Below are 12,075 nucleotides of genomic sequence, written 5' to 3' on the forward strand. Positions count from 1 at the left end.
ACTTGTCTTCTGTCATGGGTCTTCGCGCAAGCCTACACCCCAAACCCCCCCCCCACTCTCCACTGACCACTGACCACTGACCACTGACCACTCCATGACCGCCCCCTTACTCTCCGTCGAAGGACTCAAGACCCAGCTCGGTGACGCGAGCCGCCCGGTGACCGTCGTCGACGGCCAGGATGTGCACATCCAGGCCGGCGAGACCTTCGCGCTTCTGGGGGAGTCCGGCTGCGGCAAGTCCATGACGGCCCTGAGCCTGATGCGCCTGCTCCCGCCGTCCGGCCGGATCGCGGCGGGCGCTGTGCGCTTGCGCGACACCGACCTGCTGCGACTGACCGAGGCGGAGATGCGCCGGGTCCGCGGCGGGCGCATGGGGATGATCTTCCAGGAGCCGCAGACGTCGCTGAATCCAGTGATGACGGTCGGCGATCAGATCGCCGAGGCGGTGCGCATCCACGAGGGGCGCTCGCGCGCCCAGGTGCCCGAGCGTGTGGTCGAGCTGCTGCGCGCCGTCGGCATCCCGGACCCCGAGCAGCGGGTGAAGGAATTCCCGCACCAGCTCTCAGGTGGCATGAAACAGCGCATCATGATCGCCATGGCCCTGGCCGGCGATCCCGAGCTGCTGATCGCGGACGAGCCGACGACGGCACTGGACGTCACCATCCAGGCGCAGGTGCTTCGGCTCCTCAAGGACCTGCAGCGTGAGACCGGCATGGCGGTCCTGCTGATTACCCATGATCTCGGCGTGGTCGCCGAGACGGCGGATCGCCTCGCCGTGATGTACGCCGGGCACATCGTCGAGACGGCGTCCGTGGCCGATTTCTTCGCCAGCCCGGCGCACCCCTATAGCCGCAGGCTGCTTCAGAGCCTACCGGCCGCGGAGAAGCGCAGCGGTCGTCTGGCGGTGATTCCGGGACGGGTACCTCGGCTCGACACCGTCTTCAAAGGTTGCCGCTTCGCGGACCGCTGCCCCGCGGCGATGGACATCTGTAGGACTCAAGCGCCTCGTTGGCTCGAGATTGCGGGCGGGCATGGGGCGCGCTGTTTCCTCTGGGATTCGCAGGCGGCGGGGCAGGGGGGCAGTCCGGCCGAGCCGCCTCAAGACGCTGGCGTTGCGGCAAGCGTGCCGGTCGATGTCCAGCCATCCGCGGAAGCGGGCTCGCCGCTCTTGAGCACGCAGGGGCTCCAGGTCTACTTCCCCATTCATCGCGGCGTCCTGCGTCGGGTGGTCGGTCATGTTCGCGCGGTCGACGGCGTCTCCATCGACCTCCGCGAGGGGCAGACCCTGGCCCTGGTCGGCGAGTCCGGTTGCGGCAAGACCACGGCGGGCAAGGGCATCCTGCAGCTCATCCAGCCGACCGGCGGCTCGGTCCGCTATCGCGGTCAGGAGCTGATCGGCCTCGACAACCGCCGGATGCGCGGCTTTCGCAAGGACCTGCAGATCGTCTTCCAGGATCCCTTCGCCTCCATGAACCCTCGCATGCTCGTGGGCGACATCATTGGCGAGGGGCTTCAGGCGCTGGGGATCGCCAAGGGCCGCGCCGAGCGCATGCGCCGCGTCGACGCGCTGCTGGACCTGGTCGGCATGGACCCCGAGGCCGCCACGCGCTACCCGCACGAGTTCTCGGGCGGTCAGCGCCAGCGCATCTGCATCGCCCGCGCCCTTGCGGTCGAGCCCCGCCTCATCGTCTGCGACGAGCCGACCAGCGCCCTCGATGTCTCGGTTCAGGCCCAGATCCTCAATCTCCTCAAGGATCTGCAAGCGCGCCTGGGGCTGGCCTACCTCTTCATCACCCACGACATCTCCGTGGTGGCCTACCTCGCCCACGAGGTCGCCGTCATGTACCTGGGGCGCATCGTCGAGCGTGGCCAGGTGGACGAGATCCTGGACGATCCGCGTCATCCCTACACCCGCGCGCTCCTCTCCGCCGTGCCGGTCGTGGAGCAGGGCAAGCGCCGCAACGTCATTCGACTCGAAGGCGACATGCCCTCACCGAGCAGCCCGCCGAGCGGCTGCCACTTCCATCCGCGCTGCCCCGAGGCCTTCGAGCGCTGCGCTCACAGCTATCCCGAAAGCGTGCAGGCCAGCGCGACGCGCGTCCTGAGCTGCCACCTCGTTACTCGATCAAGCTGAGCCCTGCCTCAGGCCTGCATCCCCTTGCCTGGGGTCGATCGGAGTTTGCGATCGGTGGTTTCATCTCAATCGATATTTCTTCTTGCTCTGCTTCACTTGTCTTCTCAGGCAACGACAGCAAGAGGGTCCGACCATGATCCTAGATTCGGCAATTGGAACCGCAAAGGCGCGAAGGACACGAAGAAAAACAGAGACTTGCATCGCCGCGTCTCTTCACCCTCTGAGTGAGCATCGCTTCGCAGACAAGATGTCGAAATCCTTTGCGCTCTTTGCGCTCTTTGCGCTCTTTGCGGTTCAACTGCTCCTTATTAAGATGATCCAGACCACGACCTTCGGCGCGGTGCACATGGCCGTCGCCTTCACCATAGCCTAGGTGATGACCGGCAGCGTGATCGTCGGTGGTGCGATCGCCTTGGGAGAGCCTGCCGTCAATACGGTCGCTTACGTTTTCCACGAGCTGATCTGGACCCGCCTTCGGGAGGGCTCGCGCAGCGGAGAGGCTGGGTTGCAGGCTGCAGCCTGATCGTTGGCTCGATTCCGCGGCCTCGCGGACAGGCGGCGTCGCTGCGAAGACAGGGAAAGCGGGTGCGCCGGCGCCCAGGCGGGAGCGGGTCTGCGACACAGAGCGCAGGATCCATTGGCCTCTCGTCCGCCTTGCTTGCGCTTTTGTAAGGCGCGACGTATGGTTTTCCGTCACCGACTATCGTCGGTGTCGGAAAATTCTCGTCAGCGACGCCCTGCAAGAGCAGCTTCAGGATGAAAAAGATCAAAAATATTCTCTGCATCTATCCGGAGCCTGCTGAGCTGCGCATCAGCGCGCTCCTGAATCGGCAGGGAATCGTCGTCGATATGACCGAGGCCGCGCATTCCGATGCCATCAAGTCCGCTTTGACTCAGCCGAGCTGGTGGGATTTGATCCTTTGCGATGCCGCGGTCTTCTTCGAGCAGGACATCGTCACCTATCTCGCCCCTGTGCGTGATCGCCTCGACGCCTCCTTGATTCTGCTCAAGGGCGCAGCGAATGAGCCGCGCCCGGCCGAGGGGTTGAGCTGCGGTGCCGCGGATGTCGTCCAGCGAGACGATGTCGATCATCTCCTGGCGGTCTGCGAGCGTGAGATCCGCAATGCGGCGACCCGCAAGCAGCTACGGGAGCTTCGGCATTCCGTCGTCGGCGAGTCTGGAGGGCGGAGCCAGTTCGTCGTGCCGACGATCAGCGACCTCGGCAAGCACGTCCACCAGGGCGGCTTGCGGTCCAATAGCGGCGAGGTGCCGAAGCCCTTGGACCTGAATCGGGTACGCGCGCTCATCGACGCAGGCGGACTGACTCTGGAGTATCAGCCGATCGTGGCGCTCAGACCGGATGGGCAGCATCGCAACATGTTCGAGACGCTAGTTCGGCTGAAGGATGAAGCTGGCCGGCTGCTGCTGCCCGACGCCTTTCTGCCGCTGGCTGTCGAGGCCGACTGGATCGGCAACATCGACCTGTGGATCTGCCGCCAGGCGATTGCGGTCCTCGAGCAGATGCAGAGTAGCGGGGCGCCAGACGCCGTTCTCTTCGTGAATCTGTCGCTCGAGACGCTGAAGTCCGAGAAGCAGATTCGGGCGATCGGGGCCTTTTTCTCCGCCGCGCACTTGACGCCTGGCTCGATCGTCATCGAGATCAAGAAGGCGGCGCTCAAAGAGGCCCGCGACGGGGTCGAGCGTTTGGCGGAGATGCTGAAGGCGAAACGGCACGGAATCCTCTTGGAAGATCCTCGCTTGGAGGAGCTCCAGCTGCTCGAGTCTTATCCCGATATCGTCACCCATGTGAAGCTGTCGGCCGCCACCGTACAGGGGCTCGTGGAGGGGGCTGCGTCCCAACAGGCGCTCAACGCCTTCGTTCGTTGCGCCCATAAGGAGGGTATGCAAGTCATCGCCCTGGCCGTGGAGAACGCCGAGCTGATGCCGATCCTTTTCGCGGCCGGTGTCGATGCGATTCAGGGCAACTTCACCTGCGTGCCGAATCAGGAGCTGGTCTACCCCAGCGTGACAATGGTCGAGTCCGCGCCCATCATCTAAGGCGATTTCTGGCAACGCAACATCTCGCTTGTCTTGATGACCGCCTTCTGTGTTTCTGTGCCGCCCCGCCAGTCAATCGCCCGGCGATGCTCCTGTCGGCGCTCCTTGAAGCAGGGCCTCAATCCGGCGCCAGGCTGGTACAAGCAGTTCCGGCAATCGCCTAAAGTGTCAGCGCGCCGCTGGCTCGCCGGGAGCGCCATTCCTGGCTGCCCGTCACGGATGAGGGCCCGCGGTCGTTGCCCCCGATCTTCTTCAAGACGGCCTCTTTCGCCCATCGTGAGCGCTGTGGCAAGTCCCGTCGACTCCAGCTGTTCTATGGAATGCGAGCTAGAGTATTTGGCTGGTCGATCATGATGCCGTCGCTGGGCGATCAGCTCAGACCTATGCGGGCGTTTGCAGGATCGGCGTCGGTCATCGATTGGTCCGGACTCCCATTGTGGGATGGGTAAGGGCAGCGCGGTCCACCAAACGCCGGCGCGGGATTCGGTGGACTTCGCTCTCGCTCGTCCACCCTACCGGTCCAACTGACGATCAAGGCCGCAGGATCTGTTGGAGAATCGCAACGCGCTTTCCTATCCTGAACAGCATTTGCACGGACCTTTTATCAGGTATAATCCGCCCATCGGATGCACTGAGTGCAACAAGAACGGGAAGTCGGACCTTCCGCGAGGCTGCTGATCATAACCCGCGCAAATGGAGCGCGAGAAATGAGCTCGAAATCATAGTTCCTGACCTCTTTACCCTATCTTTACTGCCCCACTCCCTTCGTTCGCCCTGCAGAGGCAATCCCCGGCCAATTTGCTCGGCTTCTCCGCCGCGGCATTTGAGTCGCGGCTCGGTGCCTATTAGAAACTTGTGGGTGGTGGGAAATGCGCGCCAAGCGCAAGTGCGCGAACGGGCGCCTGAGCAGGATGGCGGGTCCGCTGAGCTTGGGCTCAAGCTCGGGTATGGCAGAGTGGAGCGAAAGCTCGAGCGGGATGCTCCTTGTGGAATCTGGTCTTTTGGGATCCGGTCTTGTGTGATCTACTGATATTGTGCGAGGTATGCTGGACCGTCTTGTCCTGAAGTGCGAGCAGCGTCCGACACCCGCCCGCGCCCGAGCCAGGTGGATGTCAGTCATGCTCGCAGGGAGCCAGGGTGTCAGCAAGATGAATTCCACTCGCTATCGAGCGGAATGACTTAGCTTTTTCTCAAGGCTATGTCATTAGAAATGCCAACGTAGGTTGGTGCGTTTTTTGTGATGAGGTTGTTATGGCAGGCGAATTGGTTTCTGGAACAGTCAAGTGGTTCAATGATGAAAAGGGCTATGGGTTCATTGAGCGAGAAGAGGGCAAGGATGTCTTCGTGCATTACAGTGCGATCAACAGTGGCGGTGGACGCCGCACCCTGCTCGAGGGCCAGCGAGTGACCATGGAGGTGACTCAGGGGCCTAAGGGGCCGCAGGCGGAGAACGTGACACCCGCTTGAGGGGCACGGTCGCGAGATAGGGCGGGCGGTGCTCGCGGGGCTGTGTTGCCGTCGAGCCGGCACGCCCCATCGTGCTGCGCGCTGATCGGCGTGAGTGCGGGCTCTGAGGGCGGAGTGAAAGCGCTTTTTAGGGGCTTCCATCGTCCTGTCCCGCGGCCGTCACTGCTCCGAGCAGGCTTGAAGTAGGAGCGCTGTGGCTCCGGCTCCGGCTTCGGCTCGGATTGCTCCCTCGTTTCTCTGTGGAGCGCCATCATCGTCTCGATTACTTGTCTCCCCTCGGGTGAGACGGGCTCCGGGGCTATGAAAATGTACCGAGCGCACCGCGAGAATTGCCTCTGTCTGTGTAAGCTGGGGCGCCGCGCGGGGGAGGCGACAAACAATGCGTCGAGCTTCCGCCGACCCCGGGCTTCGTGCCTCAGGTCGATGAGTCCAGCATTTCCTCACCTTCCCTGGCTCTGACCCTCTCTCATCGATCGCTCAATCGAGGTCTGTCTGTGATCGGAGTCATCTGAGGACGGCTCAGGCAGCACCATCTCGCTTGCGCGGCCTGGCTGCGCCTCGCCGCTCACCCTTCTCCCAAGTCGCTGCGGGTGTTAGGCCCGCTGTTACCGGCTCGCCCTGCCGCCGATGCCGAATTCGCGCGAAAAAAATCCTCTAAGGCTATAATGCCGTGGAAGATTTGGAGGACCGCATGGCACAGGCAACACGCTACGGGCAGCTCACTTTCAGCGATCACGTCGAGCGCGCACTGCGCGAGGGCTCGATGTGGACGCTGATGTGCGCTGCCATCTACCTTGCGCTGTCACTGGTGAGCTACTCACCGGAAGATCCGGGGTGGTCCTATGTCGGCGAGGCCACGCAGATCAGCAATGCGGGCGGCCGGACCGGTGCCTGGTTCGCCGACATCGCGCTCTATTTGTTCGGATTCTTCGCCTACCTGCTGCCCTTCATGGTCGCCTGGAGCGCCTGGCTGGTTTTCCGCGGTCCAGGTGAGGACGCTGGCGTCAAGACCTGGCTGCTGTCGCTGCGCTGGATGGGCTTTCTGGTCACCGTAGCGGGCGGCTGTGCCTTCGCATCCATTCATTTCGCGGACTATGGTGGCTATCTGCCCAATGGTGCAGGTGGTGGGCTGGGACTCCTCGTCAGCAGTCATATGGTTGCGGCATTCAATCCGACGGGGGCCAACCTCTTGCTGGTGGGGGGGCTTGTCGTCAGCCTGACGCTGTTCTTCGGCATCTCCTGGGTCAAGCTGATGGACGCCATCGGGGCCGCTGTCCTGCAGGGGGCGACTTCGGTTTGGCAGGGCTTGACGCGCTCGATCGGCGGTCTCTCCTCCACGCAGGTGCGCAAGCGCTCGGAGAGGGAGGCCTATCCAGACGGCCTCCCCAAGGCGCTGAAGCTGGTCGATCCATCCGCGGCGCCGCTCTCGGGCGATAGCGACGAAGGGCAGGCCAGCCTCAGGCGCAAGGCGCGTCGTCGCTCGCCGACGAAGCTGCCACAGGCGGTTCAGGATGCGATGACCGATCCCGCGGCCGTGGAGGTCGTGACTCCGGCCCCCGAGGTGCGCACAGAATCGCCGAGCTCCAAGCCGAGCTTGATGCAGACCGCTGGCGCCGCCTTGCGCGGGGTCGCCGAGGGCCTGCGCGACACCGTGCCGCGGCCAGCCAGCGACGCCAGGCCCCAGCCGTCGTCTCCCGCGCAGCCCGGCGGCAAGAAGCGCGCCTTCGCGCCCGGCGACGCGCCCATGCCGCCGCTCGATCTGCTCGATGTGCCACGGCGAAGCGGGCGCGGCTACTCGCAGGAGAGGCTCGAGGAGCTGTCGCGCCAGGTCGAGAGCAACCTGGCCGATTTCGGCGTCGAGGTCGAGGTGGTCGCCGTCTATCCGGGGCCAGTCGTAACCCTCTTCGAGCTGCGACTGGCGCCAGGGATCAAGGCCAGCAAGATCACTGGGCTCGCGCGAGATCTGGCGCGCGCGCTCACAACCGTCAGCGTGCGGGTGGTCGAGATCATCCCGGGCAAGTCGGTCATCGGCATCGAGATTCCGAACAAGCAGCGCGAGACCGTCTTCCTGCGCGAGATCTTCGACTCGCCCGCCTACCAGGATGCGTCCTCGCCGCTGACGCTGGGACTGGGTACCAACATCTCCGGACTCCCCGTCGTCTCGGATCTGTCCCGCATGCCGCACGCGCTCATCGCCGGCACCACGGGCTCGGGCAAGTCGGTGGCGATCAACGCCATGATCCTGAGCCTTCTCTACAAGGCGGGGCCGGAGGACGTGCGCCTCATCATGGTCGACCCCAAGATGCTGGAGCTCTCCGTCTACGAGGGTATCCCGCATCTGCTGACGCCCGTCGTCACCGACATGAAGGAGGCGGCCAACGCCTTGCGCTGGTGCGTGGGCGAGATGGAGCGGCGCTATCGGCTGATGGCCAAGCTCGGGGTGCGCAACATCGCCGGCTACAACCGCAAGATCGCCGAGGCGGAAGCGGCAGGCACGCCCATCCCGGACCCGACGGTCAGCCAGGAGGATCTGCTGGCGTCGGGTGGCGAGGTCCCCATGCTCGGCCACCTGCCCTATATCGTCGTCATCATCGACGAGCTGGCCGACATGATGATGGTGGTCGGCAAGAAGGTGGAGGAGCTGATCGCGCGCTTGGCGCAAAAGGCGCGGGCCTCCGGCATCCACCTGCTGCTCGCGACCCAGCGTCCCTCGGTCGACGTCCTGACCGGCCTCATCAAGGCCAATATCCCGACGCGCATGGCCTTTCAGGTGTCCTCGCGGATCGACTCGCGCACCATCCTCGATCAGATGGGCGCCGAGCAGCTCCTAGGCCATGGCGACATGCTCTACCTCCCGCCCGGCGGCAACCTGCCGCAGCGCGTTCACGGCGCCTTCGTCGACGACCCCGAGGTCCATCGCGTGGTGGAGTTCCTCAAGAGCCAGTACGGCGAAGCGGACTACATCCATGATGTGCTTCGCGAGCCGACCGAGGCGCTGCCCGGTATCGATCCCGAGCCGAAGGGGGAGACCGAGGATACCGATCCGCTCTTCGACGAGGCCGTCCAGTTCGTCGTCGAGAGTCGACGGGCGTCCATCTCGGGCGTGCAGCGCAAGCTCAAGATCGGCTACAACCGCGCGGCGCGCATGGTCGAGGAGATGGAGCGCATCGGCATCGTCGGTCCGGCCGAGACCAACGGCAACCGCGAGGTGCTGGCGCCGCCTCCGATGGACGATTGACCGCCTCGCAGGCGTCGTCGGCGGATTGGCGGTCGGCACTTTTCGACCATGGCGTTGTCTCCACGCTCGGGCACTTACTCTGGAGAAGACTGGGTATGGCTTTGATTTCCGATCTCGTGCCGGCGCGCTGGCGGGCAGCTCCTTGGCGGCGATGGGCGCAGATGCGTGCTGGCGCCGCCATCCTGTCTGGCCTCTTGGTGCTCGTCTGGACAGGCGGCGCCTTTGCGATGGATGCCGCCGAACAGGTCGACGACTACCTGGCCGGGCTCGACAGCCTGGAGGCGAGCTTTCAGCAATACACCTTCAACGCGGACCGCACGCAGATGATGGAGGCGAGCGGCACGCTCTATCTCCAGCGTCCTGGCCGTTTCCGCTGGGAGTACGACAAGCCGAACAAGCAAGTCATTCTCGCCGACGGCAAACGTGTCTACGTCCACGATCTCGAGCTCAAGCAGGTCTCTCACCAGAGCCAAAAGAAGGCGTTGAGCGGAACGCCGGCCCTGCTGCTCGCGAGTGCGGATCCCATCGAAAAGCACTTTCGGGTCCGCGCGATCGACAGCACCGACGGACGTGACTGGGTCGAGCTCATTCCCAAGGCGAAGGACACGGATATCGTCCGGATCGAGCTCGGCTTCGGCGCTCGGACGCTCGACAGCCTCATCATGGAAGACAGCTTCGGGCAGGAGACGCGGCTGAACTTCAGCGGGGCGCGGCGCAATCTCAAGCTCGAGCCCAGCCTCTTCGAGATCGATCCGCGCGCCGTCGACGATTTCCTCAAGTTCGACTAGGGCATCATGACTCGCGCAGCAGGTGACGCGCCGCTCGCCGATCGCATGCGGCCGGCGCGTCTCGACGACTTCGCCGGACAGGCGCACCTCGTCGGCTCGGGCAAGCCGCTGCGCCAGGCCATCACGTCCGGGCGTCTGCACTCCATGATCTTCTGGGGTCCTCCGGGCACCGGCAAGACGACGCTGGCGCGACTGCTCTCCAGCCAATCCGGTGCGCACTTCCTGACCATCTCCGCGGTGCTGGCTGGCGTCAAGGAGATCCGCGAGGCGGTGGCCGAGGCCAAGGCGATGCGCCAGATGGAGGGCAGGGGAACCGTCCTCTTCATCGACGAGGCGCATCGTTTCAATAAGAGCCAGCAAGATGCCTTTCTCCCGCATGTCGAAGACGGCACCCTGATCTTCATCGGGGCAACGACCGAGAATCCCTCCTTCTCGCTCAACAACGCCCTCCTGTCGCGCGCGCGTGTCTATGTCCTCAAGCCGCTGACCGAGGAAGACCTGCTGAAGGTCTTGGAGCGCGCGCTCGGGGCCGCGGATGCCGGGCTTGGCGGGCAGGGGCTGGCCCTCGATGGCGAAGCGGCCCGTTTGCTTGCGAGGACGGCGGACGGGGATGCGCGCCGCGCCTTGAATCTGCTCGAGCTCGCCGCCCAGGTCGCGCCACAGGGCCAGATCGACACCTCGGTCGTGGCCGAGGTCTCGGCCGCCTCTGTGCGCCGCTTCGACAAGGGGGGCGACAGCTTCTACGACCAAATTTCGGCCTTGCACAAGTCGGTGCGCGGATCGAGTCCGGATGCTGCCCTCTACTGGCTCGCGCGCATGATCGACGGCGGCTGCGATCCGCTCTATATCGCCAGGCGGCTCGTGCGCATGGCGAGCGAGGACATCGGCAACGCCGATCCGAGGGCCTTGGATCTGGCCATCAACGCCTGGCATGCTCAGGAGCGGCTCGGCTCGCCGGAAGGTGAGCTGGCCCTGGCCCAGGCCGCCGTCTATCTGGCGTGCGCCGCGAAGAGCAATGCCGTCTACAAGGCATGGGGCGCGGCCTTGGCCGATGCCCGCGGCTCGGGCTCTTTGGAGGTTCCCGTTCACCTGCGCAATGCGCCGACCAAGCTCATGAAGGAGCTCGGCTATGGCCGTGCCTACCGCTATGCCCACGACGAGCCCGAGGCCTACGCTGCAGGGGAGCGTTACTTCCCGGATGAGCTGGGCGAGCGTCATTACTATGCCCCCGTCGACCGCGGACTCGAGATCCGCATTCGCGAAAAGCTCGCGCATCTGCGCGCGCTCGATCAGGCGGCGCCAAAGGAATGAGTGGGTGGATGCGTGCGGGGCGCAGGCCTAGCAGCGGCAGGTCTCTTGCGATCCTGCGCGGGGGCATCTGGTGCCTGTCCTCTTGGCAGATGCTCGCCGTGGTCCTGCTCGTGGCGTTTTGCGGCGCCACTGCGAGCGAAGCGCCGGACCCAGGCGTTGTCCTGGCCAAGCCGGCCGAGCGCCTTGTGTCCTTGACCGGCTTCACTCGGGCGAGAGCTGAAATGCCCTTGGCCGCCGAGCAGTCCGGTCGGGTCGAGGCCGTCTTCGCGGATGTCGGCGAGCCCTTGGACGCGGAGGGCCGGTTCGCCCAGCTCGATACGACCTTCATTCGGCTCGAGCTCGAAGAGCTGCAGGTGCAGCAGGAGCGGCTGCGCACGCAGATCGCCTTCGACGAGCGCGAGGCGCTTCGTTATCGGGCCTTGGCGGAAGAGAAGAACACCTCAGCGTCGCAATTGGATGCCCTGGAGCAATCCCTGCGCGACAACAGACACGCCTTGAAGGCGCTGGACGTCAAGCGGCGCATCGCCGAGGAGCGCCTGTCCCGGTCGCTGATCCGCGGCGCCCCGGGCTGGCAGGTCACCGAGCGCGCGATCGAGCCGGGGCAATGGGTCTCCGAGGGCGAGGTGGTCGGACGAGCCGGCGATTTCTCGACGCTCCTGGTGCCCTTCGCGCTGACACCGGATCAGCTCATGGCGCTGAAGTCGGTTGGTGACGATGTCGAGGTTCAGGTGACCGACCTGCGCCGTGCTGCGCGCGCGCGGATCTATCGCGTGAGTCCAGGGTTCGACGCGCGGACGCGCAAGGTGGCTGTGGAGCTTGCGGTCAGCGAGCCTCTGCCTGAGATGCGTGGTGGGCTGCGGGTGCGGCTCGCTCTGCGTCTGCCCGAGGCTAGTGGCGCCGTTCGGGTTCCCGCGGCCACCCTGGGTACCAGCTATGAGGAGCACTGGGTCAGGCGCCAGGATGGTGAGCGCCTGCCTGTCTTGATGCTCGGCGAAGATCCCTTCCATGAGGGTGAGCTGCGCGTCGTCGGCCCAGACCTGGCACCCGGCGACGCCCTAAGCACCCGGCCGGAGCCCTGA

The 12,075-nt window shown here is 64.9% G+C and carries 9 protein-coding genes; all 9 read left to right on the forward strand.

From position 1 onward, the window contains the following. The first annotated feature begins 94 nt into the window (after positions 1–94). On the forward strand, positions 95–2,134 hold the full coding sequence (locus G3446_RS15950) for an ABC transporter ATP-binding protein (RefSeq protein WP_164453828.1): 2,040 nt from the start codon (positions 95–97) through the stop codon (positions 2,132–2,134). Between the two features lie 247 nt (positions 2,135–2,381). Continuing rightward, positions 2,382–2,507 (forward strand): hypothetical protein, encoded by a 126-nt coding sequence (locus G3446_RS28985; RefSeq protein WP_342450135.1) that lies wholly within the window; start codon positions 2,382–2,384, stop codon positions 2,505–2,507. 3 nt (positions 2,508–2,510) lie between these two features. Continuing rightward, positions 2,511–2,657, forward strand: a complete 147-nt coding sequence (locus tag G3446_RS15955) for a DUF2061 domain-containing protein (protein WP_342450136.1) — start codon at positions 2,511–2,513, stop codon at positions 2,655–2,657. Between the two features lie 233 nt (positions 2,658–2,890). Continuing rightward, on the forward strand, positions 2,891–4,192 hold the full coding sequence (locus G3446_RS15960; RefSeq protein WP_164453829.1) for an EAL domain-containing protein: 1,302 nt from the start codon (positions 2,891–2,893) through the stop codon (positions 4,190–4,192). 1,251 nt (positions 4,193–5,443) lie between these two features. Beyond that, the gene (locus G3446_RS15965) at positions 5,444–5,659 is read left to right on the forward strand and encodes a cold-shock protein (protein WP_164453830.1); all 216 of its coding nucleotides are present in this window, start codon (positions 5,444–5,446) and stop codon (positions 5,657–5,659) included. 691 nt (positions 5,660–6,350) lie between these two features. Beyond that, positions 6,351–8,897, forward strand: coding sequence for a DNA translocase FtsK (locus G3446_RS15970; RefSeq protein WP_164453831.1), 2,547 nt, complete (start codon positions 6,351–6,353; stop codon positions 8,895–8,897). Between the two features lie 161 nt (positions 8,898–9,058). Further along, entirely contained in the window at positions 9,059–9,685 is a 627-nt protein-coding gene (gene lolA, locus G3446_RS15975; RefSeq protein ID WP_164453856.1) for an outer membrane lipoprotein periplasmic chaperone LolA, read from the forward strand. 6 nt (positions 9,686–9,691) lie between these two features. Beyond that, positions 9,692–10,996 (forward strand): replication-associated recombination protein A, encoded by a 1,305-nt coding sequence (locus G3446_RS15980; protein WP_164453832.1) that lies wholly within the window; start codon positions 9,692–9,694, stop codon positions 10,994–10,996. Positions 10,997–11,217: 221 nt separating this feature from the next. Further along, positions 11,218–12,075, forward strand: coding sequence for an efflux RND transporter periplasmic adaptor subunit (locus tag G3446_RS15985; protein WP_164453833.1), 858 nt, complete (start codon positions 11,218–11,220; stop codon positions 12,073–12,075).

Origin of the sequence: Thiorhodococcus minor (genome assembly GCF_010820565.1) — a bacterium.
In the GTDB taxonomy this organism is placed as follows: Bacteria; Pseudomonadota; Gammaproteobacteria; order Chromatiales; family Chromatiaceae; genus Thiorhodococcus; species Thiorhodococcus minor.

Coding starts and splice junctions, on each gene's coding strand:
- G3446_RS15980 (WP_164453832.1), top strand. CDS start 9,692: ATGACTCGCGCAGCAGGTGACGCGCCGCTCGCCGATCGCATGCGGCCG.
- G3446_RS15955 (WP_342450136.1), top strand. CDS start 2,511: ATGACCGGCAGCGTGATCGTCGGTGGTGCGATCGCCTTGGGAGAGCCT.
- G3446_RS15965 (WP_164453830.1), top strand. CDS start 5,444: ATGGCAGGCGAATTGGTTTCTGGAACAGTCAAGTGGTTCAATGATGAA.
- G3446_RS15960 (WP_164453829.1), top strand. CDS start 2,891: ATGAAAAAGATCAAAAATATTCTCTGCATCTATCCGGAGCCTGCTGAG.
- lolA (WP_164453856.1), top strand. CDS start 9,059: ATGCGTGCTGGCGCCGCCATCCTGTCTGGCCTCTTGGTGCTCGTCTGG.
- G3446_RS28985 (WP_342450135.1), top strand. CDS start 2,382: ATGTCGAAATCCTTTGCGCTCTTTGCGCTCTTTGCGCTCTTTGCGGTT.
- G3446_RS15985 (WP_164453833.1), top strand. CDS start 11,218: ATGCCCTTGGCCGCCGAGCAGTCCGGTCGGGTCGAGGCCGTCTTCGCG.
- G3446_RS15950 (WP_164453828.1), top strand. CDS start 95: ATGACCGCCCCCTTACTCTCCGTCGAAGGACTCAAGACCCAGCTCGGT.
- G3446_RS15970 (WP_164453831.1), top strand. CDS start 6,351: ATGGCACAGGCAACACGCTACGGGCAGCTCACTTTCAGCGATCACGTC.